This is a genomic window from Pseudonocardia sp. Cha107L01, from assembly GCF_052566575.1.
In genome coordinates, this window is record NZ_CP199579.1 from 5,998,739 (window position 1) to 6,014,204 (window position 15,466).

General features: G+C 72.1%; 14 protein-coding genes. 7 read left to right on the forward strand and 7 right to left on the reverse strand.

Going from position 1 to position 15,466, the window contains the following annotated elements; all coding sequences use genetic code 11:
* Positions 1-81: 81 nt before the first annotated feature.
* On the reverse strand, positions 82-759 hold the full coding sequence (locus ACTXG6_RS28095; RefSeq protein ID WP_445182396.1) for a GntR family transcriptional regulator: 678 nt from the start codon (positions 757-759) through the stop codon (positions 82-84).
* 102 nt (positions 760-861) lie between these two features.
* On the opposite strand from ACTXG6_RS28095, the gene ACTXG6_RS28100 reads away from it, so the two are divergent.
* Genes ACTXG6_RS28100 through ACTXG6_RS28120 form a run of 5 tightly spaced genes read left to right on the forward strand, consistent with a single transcriptional unit; the run spans position 862 to position 4,784 of the window.
* Positions 862-1,827, forward strand: a complete 966-nt coding sequence (locus ACTXG6_RS28100; protein WP_445182397.1) for an ornithine cyclodeaminase family protein — start codon at positions 862-864, stop codon at positions 1,825-1,827.
* Positions 1,824-2,603 carry an amino acid ABC transporter ATP-binding protein gene (locus ACTXG6_RS28105; RefSeq protein ID WP_445182398.1) on the forward strand — a complete coding sequence of 260 codons (780 nt, stop codon included), beginning with the start codon at positions 1,824-1,826 and terminating at the stop codon, positions 2,601-2,603. Before ACTXG6_RS28100 ends, ACTXG6_RS28105 begins: the two co-directional genes overlap by 4 nt.
* On the forward strand, positions 2,603-3,241 hold the full coding sequence (locus tag ACTXG6_RS28110) for an amino acid ABC transporter permease (protein ID WP_445182399.1): 639 nt from the start codon (positions 2,603-2,605) through the stop codon (positions 3,239-3,241). The genes ACTXG6_RS28105 and ACTXG6_RS28110 overlap by 1 nt, the downstream gene beginning before the upstream one ends.
* Positions 3,238-3,900 (forward strand): amino acid ABC transporter permease, encoded by a 663-nt coding sequence (locus ACTXG6_RS28115; protein ID WP_445182400.1) that lies wholly within the window; start codon positions 3,238-3,240, stop codon positions 3,898-3,900. Before ACTXG6_RS28110 ends, ACTXG6_RS28115 begins: the two co-directional genes overlap by 4 nt.
* Positions 3,901-3,923: 23 nt before the next feature.
* Complete coding sequence (locus ACTXG6_RS28120) at positions 3,924-4,784, forward strand: ABC transporter substrate-binding protein (RefSeq protein ID WP_445182401.1); 861 nt, start codon at positions 3,924-3,926, stop codon at positions 4,782-4,784.
* Positions 4,785-4,798: 14 nt separating this feature from the next.
* Here ACTXG6_RS28120 and ACTXG6_RS28125 read toward each other — a convergent pair whose 3' ends face one another.
* On the reverse strand, positions 4,799-6,760 hold the full coding sequence (locus ACTXG6_RS28125) for an oxidoreductase (RefSeq protein WP_445182402.1): 1,962 nt from the start codon (positions 6,758-6,760) through the stop codon (positions 4,799-4,801).
* Positions 6,761-6,789: 29 nt separating this feature from the next.
* On the opposite strand from ACTXG6_RS28125, the gene ACTXG6_RS28130 reads away from it, so the two are divergent.
* Positions 6,790-7,734 (forward strand): hypothetical protein, encoded by a 945-nt coding sequence (locus ACTXG6_RS28130; RefSeq protein WP_445182403.1) that lies wholly within the window; start codon positions 6,790-6,792, stop codon positions 7,732-7,734.
* Positions 7,735-8,011: 277 nt separating this feature from the next.
* On the opposite strand, the gene ACTXG6_RS28135 is transcribed toward ACTXG6_RS28130, so the two are convergent.
* The gene (locus tag ACTXG6_RS28135; RefSeq protein ID WP_445182404.1) at positions 8,012-9,037 is read right to left on the reverse strand and encodes an LLM class F420-dependent oxidoreductase; all 1,026 of its coding nucleotides are present in this window, start codon (positions 9,035-9,037) and stop codon (positions 8,012-8,014) included.
* Positions 9,038-9,116: 79 nt separating this feature from the next.
* Here ACTXG6_RS28135 and ACTXG6_RS28140 point away from each other — a divergent pair, with 79 nt between their 5' ends.
* Entirely contained in the window at positions 9,117-10,259 is a 1,143-nt protein-coding gene (locus ACTXG6_RS28140) for an acetyl-CoA C-acetyltransferase (RefSeq protein WP_445182405.1), read from the forward strand.
* 56 nt (positions 10,260-10,315) lie between these two features.
* Here ACTXG6_RS28140 and ACTXG6_RS28145 read toward each other — a convergent pair whose 3' ends face one another.
* From ACTXG6_RS28145 to ACTXG6_RS28160, 4 genes are read right to left on the reverse strand one after another with little or no spacing between them, the layout of a single operon-like run.
* Entirely contained in the window at positions 10,316-11,401 is a 1,086-nt protein-coding gene (locus tag ACTXG6_RS28145; protein ID WP_445182406.1) for a phosphotransferase family protein, read from the reverse strand.
* Positions 11,388-13,121, reverse strand: coding sequence for a class I adenylate-forming enzyme family protein (locus ACTXG6_RS28150; protein WP_445182407.1), 1,734 nt, complete (start codon positions 13,119-13,121; stop codon positions 11,388-11,390). Before ACTXG6_RS28150 ends, ACTXG6_RS28145 begins: the two co-directional genes overlap by 14 nt.
* Entirely contained in the window at positions 13,118-14,035 is a 918-nt protein-coding gene (locus tag ACTXG6_RS28155; protein WP_445182408.1) for an SMP-30/gluconolactonase/LRE family protein, read from the reverse strand. The genes ACTXG6_RS28150 and ACTXG6_RS28155 overlap by 4 nt, the downstream gene beginning before the upstream one ends.
* A complete protein-coding gene (locus ACTXG6_RS28160; RefSeq protein ID WP_445182409.1) occupies positions 14,028-15,314 on the reverse strand; it encodes an acyl-CoA dehydrogenase family protein in 1,287 nt (428 codons plus the stop codon). Before ACTXG6_RS28160 ends, ACTXG6_RS28155 begins: the two co-directional genes overlap by 8 nt.
* Positions 15,315-15,466: the final 152 nt, after the last annotated feature.

Genomic DNA, 15,466 nt, shown 5'->3' on the forward strand with positions numbered 1-15,466 from the left:
TCCGCCAGCGTCCAGGGCGAACGCGTCCCCTGCCCGCGAGTCGGGCGTCTCAGCACACTGAGTCGGGCGTCTCAGCACACCTCAGTCCAGGGTGTCTGGCTGGTCCTGGTCCCCGGCGTCGGCCCAGTCGCCCCGGACGTGCGCGAGGTGCTTCACCATCTCCTCGGCGGCGCGGTCGGGGTCGCCGGCGAGCACCGCGTCGAGCAGGCCGAAGTGCTCCAGCGAGGTGGCCACGAGCTTGCCCTCCTTCGCCAGCGTGCGCAGGCCGTACAGGCGGGTCTGGTCGCGCAGCATCTCCACGAGCTGCACCAGCCGCCCGTTGTCGAGCAGGCCGAGCATCCTCAGGTGGAAGTCGCGGTCGGCCTCGAGGAACACCGTCATGTCCCCGTCCTCGGCGGCCTGGGTGCACCGGCTGGCGTGCCCGCGCAGCATCTCGGCATGCTCGCCGAGATCCCGTTGCGCAAGCTGCCGGACTGCCGGCACCTCGAGCATGACGCGCAGCTGGTGGACCTCGTCGAGGTCTTTGTCGGTGACCGGGGTGACCCGGTAGCCCCGGTTCGGCACGACCTCCATCACACCCTGGTTGACCAGCGTCAACATCGCCTCGCGGACCGGCGCGTTCGAGGTGCCCAGCTCGCTGGCCATGCCGGAGGCCGAGTAGATGGCGCCGGGGCGGATCTCGCCGGCGACCAGTGCCTGCCTGATCACGGCGAGTGCCTGATCGCGCAGGTTCGGCCGCCTGAGCGGTAACGAGTCCACGACGGCTTCCCCTTCAGCTGTTGACATCACTCCGAGGTTTGGGCACATTCTGCCACTTAACGGTTATCGATTACCAACAACTCACCGGGACGAAGGACATCGATGACGTCAGCGGCGGCATGCCTCCCGGACGACGGCGGCCCGGCGTGGATCAGCGCCGCCGCAATCGGGCGGAGCCTGTCGATGATCGACGCGATCGACGCGCTGGAGCAGACCCTGCTGGCCGGGCTGGACCCGGAGCGGGACGGCCAGCGGTCCCGGTTGGACACCCCCGACGGCCAGCTGCTCCAGATGCCCTCGGCGAGCGACCGGTACTGCGGCAGCAAGATCATCAGCATCCGCCCGGCCAACGACGGCGACGGCGTCCCGGTGATCCAGGGCGTCTACGTGCTGTTCGACGGCGCGCACCTGTCGCCGGTCGCCGTGCTCGACGGGGCAGCGCTCACCGCGCTGCGCACGCCGGCGGTCTCCGGGCTCGCCGTGCGACACCTCGCCACCCCCGGCTCGTCCCGGATCGCACTGTTCGGCACCGGCGTGCAGGCGTGGGGCCATGTCGAGGCGATCCGCGCCGTGCTGGACGTCGCGCACGTCGACGTCATCGGCCGCACCCCGACGAACGTCGAGGAAATGGTGCGGCGGATCCGCGCGACCGGGACGAGCGCCGCCGCCGCCGGCATCGAGGCGGTATCGGCGGCCGACGTGGTGGTGTGCACGACCGCCGCGCACTCCCCCCTCTTCGACGGCGCGCTCGTCGCGGACCACGCCGTCGCCGTCGCCATCGGCAGCCACTCCCCGGACGCCCGCGAGGTCGACACCGCGCTGGTCCGGCGCTCGTCGGTGGTCGTCGAGTCACGCACCAGCGCGCTGCGGGAGGCCGGTGACGTGGTCATCCCCATCTCCGACGGTGCCTTCGACCCCGAGGACCTCATCACCCTGGCCGACCTGGTCCGCGGCGTCGTCACCATCACCCACGACCGGCCACGGCTGTTCAAGGGCTGTGGCATGCCCTGGCAGGACCTGGCCGTCGCCGGTGCCATCGCCGACCGAGTGCTCGGAGGTACCGGATGACCGCAACCCCGGGCGCACTGGCCGGCAGCCCGGTCGGCGTCACCCTGCGCGATGTACGCAAGCAGTTCGGCGACCACGTCGTGGTGGACGACGTCTCCTTGGCGGTCGCCCCCGGCGAGGTGGTCTCCATCATCGGCCCGAGCGGGGCGGGCAAGAGCACGCTGCTGCGCTGCATCAACCTGCTGGAGCGGCCCGACTCCGGCGACATCACCGTCGGCGACGTGACGATCCATCCCGGGACGGGCGTCTCGCCCAAGGACCTGACCAGCCTGCGCCGGACCGCGGGCATGGTGTTCCAGTCGTTCAACCTGTTCCCGCACCTCACGGTGCTGCGCAACATCTCGATCGCGCAGGAGCGGGTCCTCGGCCGCGACCGCGAGGAGGCCGACGCCCACTCCCGGGAGCTGCTGGGGCGGGTCGGGCTCGCCGAGAAGGCCGACACCTACCCGACCCGGTCCTCCGGCGGCCAGCAGCAGCGCATCGCGATCGCCCGGGCGCTGGCCATGGAGCCCAAGGTGATGCTCTTCGACGAACCCACCTCGGCACTGGACCCCGAGCTCGGCCTGGACGTGCTGGAGGTGATGCGGGGTCTCGCCGGCGAGGGCATGACCATGATCATCGTCACCCACGAGATGCACTTCGCGCAGGACGTCTCCGACCGCATCGTGGTGATGGCCGACGGGCGGATCATCGAGCAGGGGCCGCCCTCGCAGGTGCTGACCGCGCCGTCCAACGAACGGACCAAGCGCTTCCTGCGAGCCGTGACGGATCGCTGATGGTCTTCGTACAGGCCGTCCTCCTCGGCGTTCCGATGACCGTGCTGATCACGGTCCTCGCGTTCGCCCTCGGCGCGGTGCTCGGGGTTCCCCTGGCACTGGGCCGCCGCTCCGCGTTGGCGCCGCTGCGGTGGGTGGCCCGCTTCGTGATCGACGTGCTGCGCGGCATCCCGCCGGTGGTACTGCTGTTCGTCGTCTACTTCGGCGTCGGCACCGACGTGGTCAAGCTCAGCTCGCTGGCGGCCGCCGTGATCGGCCTCGGCCTGATCGCCGCCGGCTACCTCGCGGAGATCTACCGAGGTGGCCTGCTCGCCGTGCACCGGGGGCAGTTCGAGTCGGCGGCGGCGCTGGGGATGAACTCGTGGACGTCGATGTCGCGGATCATCGGGCCGCAGGCGTTCCGGGTCGCGCTCCCGTCGGCGACGACCTACGCGATCGGGCTGCTCAAGGACTCCTCGATCGCCTCGACGATCACCGCCACCGAGATCCTCTACCGGGCAACGGCCGCCTCGCGTGGCCACGGCGCCGGGCTCGAACCGTTCCTGATCGCCGCGGTCGTCTACATCGCGCTGGGTGCGCCGCTGGCGTGGCTGTCCCGGACCATGGACGCGAAGATGAGGGCGAGGGTCGCCCGGTGAACGACGACACCCTGCTCGGCGGCTGGCTCGAATGGCTGCCCAGCCTGCTCGACGGACTGTGGCTGAGTGTCCGGCTGGCCGGCGCCAGCCTGGTCATCGGCATCCCGCTGGGTCTGGCGCTAGCGCTGCTGATGTCCGCAAGGCACAGGTGGGTGCGGGTGGTCGCGATCATCGTCGTCGAGGTCGGGCGCGGCACCCCGGCGCTGGTGATGCTGCAGATCGTCTACTTCGGGCTGCCGTCGGCCGGGCTCACGGTCGGGTCGTTCGTCGCCGCGGTCGTCGCGCTGGCGCTCACCACCGGCGCCTACACCAGCGAGATCCTGCGGGCCGGGCTGCAGGCGGTGCCGCACGGTGAGGTGGAGGCGGCCTCGGCGCTGGCCATGAGCAACCGGGACACGCTGCGGTTCATCGTCATCCCGCAGGGCGTGCGGATCGCCATCCCGGCGCTGCTGGGGTTCGCGATCCTGATCCTCCAGGCGACCGCGCTGACCTTCACCATCGCACTGCCCGAGCTGCTCAGCCGGGCCTACTCGATCGGCTCCAACACGTTCCGCTACCTGGACGTGCTGCTGCTGGCCGGGCTGCTCTACCTGCTCATCACCCTGCCGGCCGGCTGGCTGACCAACTGGACCGAGCGGCGGATGGCGCGCCACCTCTGAACTCTGACAGGAATGAGGCCCACATGTCCCGATCCCGAGTTGGCTCTGCCGTCAGCACCGCCCTCATCGGTGCCGCCGCGGTCCTGCTCCTGACCACCGCGTGCGGTGGCGGCGGTGGTGGCACCCAGGCCGCCGGCAACTGCACGCCGAAGCACCAGTTCTCGACGATCGAGAAGGGCACTCTGACCGTCGGCGTGTACGACCTGCCGCCCTACGCGATGACGACCGGACCCGACGGGATGAGCGGGGTCGACGCCGACGTACTCCGGGAGATCGCCAAGCGCGAGTGCCTGACGATCACCGCGCAGGCCGGCAACACCGCATCGCTCATCCCGAGCGTGCAGCAGGGCCGCGCCGACCTCGCCATCGGCGACTGGTACCGGACCGTGCCCCGTTCCAAGGTCGTGAACCTGTCCGCCCCGCTCTACCTCGACCAGATGGGCATCGTCTCCGACGCCGGCTTGTCGCGCGTGACGGAGCTGCAGGGCAAGAAGGTCGGCACGGTCGACGGGTACCTGTGGGTCAAGGACCTGCAGCAGGTACTCGGCGACAGCCTGCGCCTCTACCCCTCCGCGGTCGACATGAACCAGGACCTCAAGGCCGGTCGCATCGAGGTCGGCGTCGACAGCTACGGGTCGGCGCTCTTCACCCACAAGGGCGTCGCCACGAAGGTCCTGGTGGCCCAGCCCGACGACCGGGTCGCGGCGTCGAAGGAGGCGGCGCAGGCCACGTTCCCGATGGCGAAGGACAACCAGGACATGCTCAAGGCCTTCGACGAGACGATCGCCGAGCTGCACAAGGACGGCACCATCACCAAGATCCTCGAGGCGAACGGGCTCCCGGCGTCGGCCGAGCAGACCGGCACCCCCCGCCTGATCCCGTAACCCCGTAACCCGGCTCAGTCGATCGCGGCACCCGTGAGGGCGCCGTCGGCGGTGGCCGCGTCGAAACCGCGGGGCGCGAGCGCGTCACCGACCAGCCGCACGTCCAGCTCCGGGCGGGCGGCCAGCAGGTCGGCGCGCAGTCCGTTCTCGGCCTGGCGGTGCCCGGCGACGACCACGATCTCCGGTGACCGGAGTGTTCGGATGGCCCCGGTCAGCACGTGCTCCAGGACCACGTCCGCGCCGGGTTCGGGCAGCAGCCGCACGTCCGGGATGACCGTGGGCGCGGCCTTGGCCAGGCGCTCGTGCACGAAGCGGATCTGGGTGGCGTCGACCTCGGCCGCCAGCGCCGGCAACGGGGTGGCGATGGTGACCGACCAGCCCTGCTCGCCCAGCGCGGCCGCCGCGGTCGGCGCGACGAACCCGCCGTCGTCGTCGATCACCACCGCGAGCCCGTCGGCCCGGACCGGGGGCGGCGAAGCGATCACCTCGTCGGCGTCCACCAGGGACATACCGGGCATCGACCGCAGCCGCGACCCGGTGGCGACGATCACGACCGACGGCGCCAACGCCAGCACCTCGGCCACGGAGCCGGCTGCCCCGCACCGGACGGCGACGCCGAGGTCGGACAGCTCCGCCGCGAGCCAGTCCAGGTACTGCCGCCAGCTCGGCCGCCACCCGTGCACCGCGTTGAGCTCCGCCCGGCCGCCGACCCGGCCGGCCCGCTCCAGCACCACCACGTCGTGGCCCTTCAGCGCGGCATTGCGGGCCGCCTCCAACCCGGCCACCCCGGCGCCGACGACCACCACCCGGCGCGGCGCCGCGGTCGGCGGCACGTGCTCCAGCTGGGGGTCACGGATCGCCGGGTTCACCGAGCACACGATCGGATAGTGCTGGTAGAGCCGCCCGATGCAGCCCTGGTTGATGCCGATGCACGGCCGCACCCGGCCACCGTCGGCCAGCTTCCTGGGCAGGTCGGGGTCGGCGATCAGCGCCCTGGTCATCACCACCAGGTCGGCCTTGCCCTCGGCCAGCGCCGACTCCCCCGCGGGCCCGGAGTTGACCCGGCCGGCCAGCAGCACCGGGACGTCCACGGCGGCGGTGACCCGCGCGGCGGCGTCGCCGGCGGTCACCGGCGGCACGAAGTCCGGGCCCATCGCGACGGACAGGGCCGGCCTGGTCATCGCGTCGCCGCCGGTCACGCTGAGCAGGTCGATGTCCCCGGTCGCGGCCATCTCGGTGGCGATGGTGAACAGCTCGTCGGTGCCGGTACCGATGCGCCGCCCGCCGCTGCGCGGGTCCAAGCTCATCCGGAAACCGAGGATGAACTCGTCGGGCACCGCCGCCCGGACCGCGGCCACCACTTGCTTGCCGAACCGCATCCGGTTCGCCAGCGACCCGCCGTACTCGTCGGTGCGAGTGTTGATCGCCGGGTCCCAGAACTGCTCGATGAGGTGGGCGAACGAGGTGACCTCCGCGCCGTCCCACCCGCAGCGGTGCAGCCGCAGCGCGACGTCGACGAACCGCCGCGCCAGCGTGTGCAGCTCCTCGACGGTCAGCGGCACCGCGACCTCACGGTGCTCGGGCTCCGGCAGGTCGGACACCCCGCGCACCGGGGTCAGCGCGACCTTCGAGGAGCCGCGGTGGCCCATGTGCGTCATCTGCGACATGACCAGCCCGCCGTGCGCGTGCACCCCGTCGGCGAGGCGGCGCAGCTGCCGCTCGTTGGCCGGGTTCCACAGCGCGATCGACCCGTAGGACGCGGCCGTGGACGGGTCCACCGAGGCCGAGCCGAACGTCATCACCAGCCCGACACCGCCGGCCGCCTTGCGGACGTGGTAGTCGACCTCCTTGTCGGAGATCAACCCGCCGGGGTGCTCCCAGCCGGTGGCGTGCGGCGAGGAGACGATCCGGTTGCGGATCTGTCTGCCGCGCACGGTCAGCGGGGCGAGCAGGTGCGGGTAACCAGGCTCTTCCACCAAACCAGTGTCATGCCACCGAGGCGGGGATGCAGGATCAATCCATGGTGCTGTTCGCCGACGCCGACACCGTGCACGCCCACCTGCCGTACCCGGAGCTGGTGGAGGCGCTGTGCCGCGCGCACCAGGACCCATCCCCCGAGTTCGCCGCGGTGGTCGCCGCCGACCCCACCGGAGCGCCGAACAGCTTCCTCGCGCTCACCGCGTGGCAGCCGAACGACATGGTCGCGGCGAAGCTGGTCAGCGTCTTCCCCGGCAACCGGACGAGGCCGTCCGTGCAGGGCGTCGTCGTGCTCTTCGACGGCGCCGACGGCTCGGTGCGCCTGGTCGCCGACGGGGCGGCCATGACGTTCCGCAAGACCGCCGCCGACTCGGCGCTCGGCGCGGCGCTGCTCTCCCGCGAGGACGCGCGGGTGCTGCTCGTCGTCGGGGCCGGCGGGCTCGCCCCGCACATGATCGCGGCGCACCTCGGCGTCCGGCCCTCGCTGCGCACGGTGTTGGTGTGGAACCGCACGCCCGCGCGGGCCGCCGCACTGGCCGCCGCCACCACGCTGCCGGGGGTGCACGTCGAAGCGGTGTCCGACCTGGACTCCTCGGTCGCGCGGGCGGACATCGTGAGCTGCGTGACGATGTCCACCGAGCCACTGGTCCGGGGTGAGCTGCTGCGCCCCGGCACCCATCTCGACCTCGTCGGCAGCTTCACCCCGGCGATGCGGGAGGCGGACGACGAGGCGCTGCGACGGTCGGCCGTCTTCGTCGACACCCGCAACGGGCTGGAGCGTTCCGGCGAGATCCAGCACGCGTTGTCGACCGGCGCCCTGTCCCCCGCCGACATCCGGGGCGATCTGTTCGAGCTGTGCGCCGGGCAGGTACCCGGCCGCACCGGTCCCGAGGAGATCACGCTGTACAAGAACCTGGGCGGCGCCCACCTGGACCTCTTCACCGCGCGCCACCTACTGGGCGCGCTGGGCTGAGCTCGCGGGGCAGAGTTCCTGCGCTGCCCGCGAACGGGGCACACCCACCGCCGTCACGCTGTCCGGTAACGCCGCGTCACCGACAAGGCGACCCGGTGTCGACCCCTGGCGCGTCCAGTGTCGTCCAGTGTCACCGAGACCAACGTCAGTCCGGTATTTTTCGCAGAGATCCAGCCCCAGGTTGACCTCGGCGCAGCCCGGCCTCTCAGGTCAGCGGTCCGAGTGGATCGGCCGATCACCGACTGTGACTATCGCGGCGCGGCGGCGCGCGGCTCCCCTAGAGCCAGTCGCGCAACTGCTCGAGGTCGGCGATCGGGTCCGCGCCGATCGGGTTGACGTTCAGGATGGTCACGCCGGCCTCCCGGTAGGCGGCCACCCGCTCCTTCACGTGGCCGGCCGGGCCGATCAGCGAGGTGCGCTCGAGCAGCTCGGCCGGCACCAGCGCGGCGGCCTCCTCCTTGCGCCCCTCCAGGTAGAGGTCCTGGATCCGGTTCGCCTCGTCCTCGAAGCCGTAACGACAGGCCAGGTTGAAGTAGAAGTTGCGTTCCCTGGCGCCCATGCCGCCGATGTAGAGCGCGAAGTTCGGCCGGGCCCGCTCGCGCAGCGCGGTCACGTCCTCGCCGATCGCCAGCGGGCCGCCGGCCACCACCCGCAGCGGCCCGAGCTCGGCGGGGCGCGCCTTCGCCCCGGCGGCCAACGCGCCACCCCAGACCGCGCCGGCCTGCTCCGGGATGAACATGGTCGGGATCCAGCCGTCCGCCACCTCGGCGGTCAGCGCCACGTTCTTCTCCCCCAGCGCCGCTACGAAGATCGGGATGTCGGCGCGGTCCGGGTGGTTGATCAGCTTCAGTGGCTTGCCGAGGCCGGTGCCCTGCCCCGCCGGCAGCGGGATCGGGTACACCCCGTCGTTGACCAGCGGCTCGCGCCGCCAGACCCGGCGGCAGATGTCGATGATCTCGCGGGTGCGGGCCAGCGGCTTGTCGTAGGGCACCGCGTGCCAGCCCTCGATGACCTGCGGGCCGGACGCGCCGAGCCCGAGGATCGCCCGGCCGCCGGAGATGTGGTCCAGCCCGGCCGCGGTCTGGGCGAGCAGGGCCGGCGTCCGGGAGTACAGCGGCAGGATCGCCGAGCCGATCTGGACCCGCTCGGTGCGCGCCGCGAGGTAGCCCATCATGGTCGGCGCGTCGTAGCCGTAGGCCTCCGCGACCCACACCACGTCGAGCCCGATCGCCTCCCAGGTGCGCACCCGCTCGGCCATCTCCAGGACGTTCCCCGCGTAGTGAACCGCCGAACCCAACTCCATGGAGCCCTCCCGAGAAGCAACCACCTAAGCGTACGATCGTTAAGTTACCGTCCAATCGAAACTCACGGGAGGTCCCCCGGTGCCAGAGGCTTACATCGTCGGCGCGGTACGTACCCCGGTCGGTACCCGCAAGGGTGCGTTGGCCGCCGTACACCCCGCTGACCTGGGCGCACACGTGCTGCGCGAGCTGATGCAGCGGACCGGCGTCGACCCCTCAGCGGTCGATGACGTGGTCATGGGCTGTGTCAACGCGATGGGGCCGCAGTCCGGCTGCATCGCCCGCACGTCCTGGTTGTCCGCCGGATTGCCGCAGGGTGTGCCAGGAGTCACTATCGACCGCCAGTGCGGTTCGGCGCAGCAGGCACTGCACTTCGCGGCGCAGGGCGTGATGTCGGGCACCCAGGACCTGGTCGTCGCCGCCGGCGTCGAGAACATGGCCATGGTGCCGATCGACGCCAACCGGACGATGGTCAAGCAGCTCGGCGCCAACCCCTACGGCGTCGGCTGGAACGAGCGCTACGCCGACGAGGAGATCTCCCAGTTCCGCGGCGCCCAGCTGATCTGCGAGAAGTGGGACCTGTCCCGCGAGGACCTGGAGCGCTTCTCCCTGCAGAGCCATCAGCGTGCGGTGGCCGCCATCGACGACGGCCGGTTCGTCGACCAGATCGCGCCCCTTGGCGAGGCCACCACCGACGAGGGCGCCCGCCGCGACACCTCGCTGGAGAAGATGGCCACCCTCGCGCCGCTGCGTGAGGGCTGGGCGGTCACCGCCGCGGTCGCCAGCCAGATCTCGGTCGGCGCCGGGGCACTGCTGGTCGCCTCCGAGGAAGCGGTGCGCACCCACGACCTGACCCCGCTGGCCCGGGTGCACGCGCTTTCCGTGGTCGGCGACGACCCGGTGTTCATGCTGACCGGCCCGATCCCGGCCACCCAGCACGCGCTCAAGCGCTCCGGGCTGACCATCGACGACATCGACGCGTTCGAGATCAACGAGGCGTTCGCGCCGGTCGTGCTGGCCTGGGCCCGGGAAACCGGTGCCTCGCTGGAGAAGACCAACATCAACGGCGGCGCGATCGCGCTGGGCCACCCGCTCGGTGCGACCGGGGCCATCCTGGCCACCAAGCTGATCTACGAGCTGCAGCGCACCGGTGGGCGCTACGGCCTGCAGTCGATGTGTGAGGGCGGCGGCCAGGCCAACGCCACCATCATCGAACGGCTCTGACACACCGTGAGTGGCGAGTGGTCCCCTGGGACCACTCGCCACTCACGAGGCTCTGGTCAGTCGAGACTGTCCGCGCGCAGCGTGTCCCGGGCGTCGGCCACCAGGCGTTCGCTCTGGTCGGCGCGTTCCTGGGCTTCGCCCGCGTAGCCGTCGTCGCCCATCACACCGGCCTGGTAGCGGGCGTTGACCCCGGCCAGGATGCAGGCCGAGCGCCAGCGGTTGAACGCGACGAAGTACGGCAGGGCCGACACGTCCCGCCCCGAGCTCCGCGCGTACTGGGCGACCAGCTCGGCACGGCTCGCGAAGCCGGGGGCGGTGCTCGGGACGAGGCCGAACCCGAACTCCTCGCCGGGCTCCGCCCAGGTCGACACCAGGTAGCCGAGGTCGGCCAGCGGGTCGCCGGAGGTGGCCAGCTCCCAGTCGAACACCGCGCGCACCGAACCGTCCGGGCCGAACGCCATGTTGCCCGGCCGGAAGTCGCCGTGCACGATGCCGTTGGTCTGCGCCGGCACCCGCGCCGCGAGCAGGTCGTGGACCTCGTCCAGCAGCGCCAGGTCGCCGGCCCCGGACAGGTGCACCTGCTGGTGCCAGCGGCGCAGTTGGCGCTCCAGGTAGCCGGTGGAGCGGACGATCTCGCCCAGCCCGACCGCCGCCGGGTCCAGCGCGTGCAGCCGCACCAGCACGTCGACCAGGTTCCGCCCGGCCGCCGCCCGGGCTGCCGGCGCCAGCTTCAGCCCGGAGGCGGCGTCGGCCAGCACCAGTCCGTCCACGAACGCCATCAGGTAGAACTGGGCGCCGGTCACCTCGACGTCGCCGCAGAACGCCACCGGCTCGGGCACCGGCACGTCGGTCGGCGCCATCGCGGACAGGAACAGCCACTCCCGGCCCATGTCGTGCGCGGTGGACAGCACGCCGCCGGTCGGCGGGCGGCGCAGCGCGTACACCGCCCCAGCCGCGTCGGTGACCCGGTAGGTCAGGTTCGACCGGCCACCGGCGACCAGGGTGAACTCGAGCGGCATCGCCAGCCCGGGCACCTGCTCCGCCAGCCACCGGGTCACCGACTCCGCGTCGATCCCGGCCGGCGCCGCGGCGGACACCCCGACACCAACACCAGCACCGGACTCACGATCATCCACGGACATCCGCACCCACCTCGCTGATCACCGCGGCCCGCAGGTCGCGTTTGAGTACCTTGCCGGTCGCCGTGCGTGGCAGCGGCGCGGACCGGAACACTACGTACCGGGGCACCTTGAACCCGGCCAGCCGCTCGGCCAGGTGCCCGCGCAGCGCCGCCGCCGCCGAGGGCCCGGTCGCCGCACCGGGGCGCAGCTGGACCACCGCCGCGGCCTCCTCGCCGAGCGATGGGTCCGGCACGCCGACGATCGCCACGTCCGCCACCGAGGGATGCTCGAACAACGCCGCCTCGACCTCCGCGCAGTAGATGTTCTCACCACCCCGGATCACCACGTCCTTGATCCGGTCTACCACGTAGACCCAGCCGTCGAGGACGCGGCCCAGGTCACCGGTGTGGAACCAGCCGTCGGTGAACGCCGCGCCGGTCGCCGCCGGGTCGTTCCAGTACCCGCGCACCACGTTCGGGCCGCGGAACCACAGCTCGCCGATGTCGCCGTCGGGCAGGTCGTCGCCGGTGCCGGGGTCCACCACCCGCAGGTCCGCGCCCGGGACGCAGCGGCCGACGCTGTCCGGGTGCGCGAGGTAGTCCGCGCCGCCGTTGGTGACCACGGCCGAGGTGGTCTCGGTGAGCCCGTACCCGTTGGCCGGCGCGACCGGCGCGGCGAACGCGGCACCGATCCGGGCGATCAGCTCCGGCGGCACCGGCGCGGCGCCCATCCCGATGCCGGTCAGCGAGGCCACCGAGTCCGGGTCCGCCGCCGAGTCCTCGATCAGCTGGCGCATCACGGTCGGCACCCCGCCGGTCGCGGTCAGCCGTTCCCGCCGGATCAGCTCACGCGCCAGCACCCGGTCCCACCGGTACATCGTGACCAGCTTGGACCCGGCGTGCGCGGTGCCGCACAGCGAGTTGATGCCGGCGATGTGGAACATCGGGAAGGTGCACAGGGTGCCCGGCCGCGCGTCCGGGTCCGGCGCCGGGAGCTCGCCGCCGTTGGCCAGCATCGCGCCCACCACGCCGCTGAGCAGCATGTTCCGCACGTTGGTGCAGTGGTTGAGGTGGCTGGCCACCGCGCCCTTGGGCCGGCCGGTGGTGCCCGAGGTGTACAGGATCGTGGCGTCGTCGCCCGGGTCCACCGCCACCTCGGGTACCGCCGCCCCCAGCTCCAGCGAGTCGACCAGCTCCGCCCACGGCCGCGCTCCGGTAGTCGGCCGGGCACCGCCGCGCACCTCGATCAGCTGGACGCCACCCAGCTGCCCGGCGAGGAGCCCGGCGCGCTCGGCGTCGGCGACCACCAGCCGGGCGCCGCTGTCGGTGAGTGCGTAGCCCAGCTCGCCCGCCGTCCACCAGGCGTTCAGCGGCACCGCCACCAGCCCGGCGACCTGCACGGCGTAGAACACCGGCGCCCACTCCGGGTAGTTGCGCATGCTCACCGCGACCCGGTCGCCCCGGCGCAGGCCGTACTCCTCGAGCAGGCAGCGGGCCAGTGCGGCGACCAACCGGAAGTGCTCGGCGAAGGTCCACCGCTCGGTCCCGTAGACCAGGTAGTCCCGGTCGCCGAACGCGGCGCTGCCCACCACGAGGTCGCGCAGCGTGGCCGGCCCGCCGGAGTACACCCGCATCGGGATGCCGCCCACGTCCCGCTCGACCAGCTCGAACAGCTGCCCGGGCGCCGTCAGCCGGGCGATCAGCTCGGCCCGCTGACTGCCGCCGTACCCGCCCGGGATCATGCGCCGAAGGCCAGGTCCAGGCCGGGGCGGTGCCACTCGGTGACGTACAGCCGGCCGAGCCCGGACGAGGTGACCCACGCGGTCCGCGAGTCGGCGCCGGCGAAGCAGATGTTCGTCACGTACGGGTCCGGCTCGGGCACCGGCACCTGCCGCTCCAGCGTGCCGTCCGGGTTCAGCACGCTGATCGCGCCGGTGAGCAACGTCGCCACGCACACGTTGCCGGCACCGTCCACGGCGAGCGAGTCGAGCAGCTGGAAGCCGCTGAACCCGTGCAGCAGCGACGCCCCGTTCGCACCCACCGGGCGGTCCGCCGGGCGCAGCTGCCCCGGCCCGGCCACGTCCCAGTACCAGACCCGGCCCGGCCCGGTCTCCGCCACGTACAGCCTCGACCCGTCCGGGGACAGGCCGATCCCGTTGGGCTGGACCATCGGGTGCAGCACCTCGGTGATCGACGAGCCGTCGGCGGCCGCGTAGTACACCGCCCCGGTGTCGAACTCCCTGGCCCTGCCCTTGCCGAGGTCGGTGAACCAGAACCCGCCGTCGGTGTCGAACACGATGTCGTTCGGGCCGCGCAGCGCCCGCCCGTCGACCTCCGTGTAGATGTCGGTGACGGCGCCGTCCAACGTCACGCGCTGGATCCGGCCCCCGGTGTAGTCGTCGGGTTGGTGGCCGGGTGCGGTGAACCCGTTGCGGTCGTGCCACTGCAGGCCGCCGTTGTTGCACACGTACACCGCGCCGTCCGGGCCGATGGCGGCGCCGTTCGGGCCGCCGCCCAGCTCCGCGACCACGTCCACCCGGCCGTCCGGCCACACCCGCGTCAGCGTGCCGCGCTGGATCTCCACCAGCACCACCGACCCGTCGCGCAGCGCGATCGGCCCCTCCGGGAACAGCAGACCGCGGGTTACCTCACGCACCTGAGCCACCGGAGTCGACCTTGCGCGGGCCGGCGAACCCGAACAGGTAACCGGCGACCTTGCGCATCTGGACCTCCTCCGAGCCCTCGGTGATCCGGTACCGGCGGTGGTGGCGGTAGATGTGCTCGAACGGGGTGTGCCGGGTGTAGCCGAGGCCGCCGTGCACCTGCATGGCCCGGTCGGCCGCCTCGCAGACCAGCCGGTTGGCCCGGTAGTTGCACATGGAGACCTTGTCGCTGATCTGCATGTGCGGCACCCGGTCCAGCTCCCACGCGGTCTTGCGGACGAGTCCCCGGACCATCTCCGCCTCGGTGTGCAGCTCCACCAGCGGCCACTGGATCGCCTGCCGGGTGGCCAGCGGCTGACCGAAAGTCTTGCGCTTGCGGGCGTAGTCGACGCTGCGGTCGATGCAGAACTGCGCGGCGCCCACCCCGGAGGCGGCCTGGCGGATCCGGTTCTCGTGCACGAACGTCTGGGCCACCGCGAGCCCCTCGCCGACCTCACCGAGCACCGCGCCGGCGGGTACCCGCACATCGCGCAGGGTGACCTCGGCGTGGTCGGTGGGCATGTTCAGCGTCCACCAGTGGAAGTCCACGGACAGGCCGGGGGCGTCCACCGGAGTGATCAGCGCGGAGATGCCCCGCGCTGAGCCGTCCTCCCCCGAGGTCCGGGCGAAGATCACGTCGTGGGTGGCCGAGTGCATCCCGGAGTTGAACCGCTTGACCCCGTTGATGATCCAGTCGGCGTCGGGCCCGGAGCCGTCGCGGACCGCCGTGGTCTCCATCCAGGTGGCGTCGCTGCCGTGGTCCGGCTCGGTGAGCCCGAACCCGAGCCGCTTCTCCCGCGCCAGCATCGGCTCCAGGAACTCCGCGCGCTGCTCCGGCGTGCCGAAGCCCAGCAGCATGTGCGCGACCGGGAAGTTGCCGACCACCGAGGACTCGTTCTGCAGGTCGTTGTGCAGCCCGAGGCCCTTGTGCGCCAGGTGCTCCCGGATCACCGCCATGTCGAAGTTCGACCCGTCCTGCCCGCCGATCTCCTTGGGCAGCCCGTAGCGCAGCCAGCCGGCCGCATCGGCCTTCGCCAGCATCTCGCCGAGCAGCTCCTCCCACTCGGGCCGGGGGGTGCCGCCGGCCTCGAAGTCGGTACGGGCCCACTCCCGGCGGTGGTCGAAGAACCGCTCGTTGTCGTCCCGCCGCTGCAGCGGAACGATCTCCCGCTCGATGAACTCGTCGAGATCGGCCAGGCGCTGGACCAGCTCCACGGGCAGTTCGAAATCCACGAAACCTCCTAAACGATCGTTCAGCCAGCATTGCATCACCGCCCGTCGCGGGAAAGGCCGGACACCACTCGACCGGGTCAGCCGCCGGCGCCGGTGGAATTCCCCACTACGTGGGGACAGATCCCCCGCGCAGGGGGTGTCCCGGTGCGCCG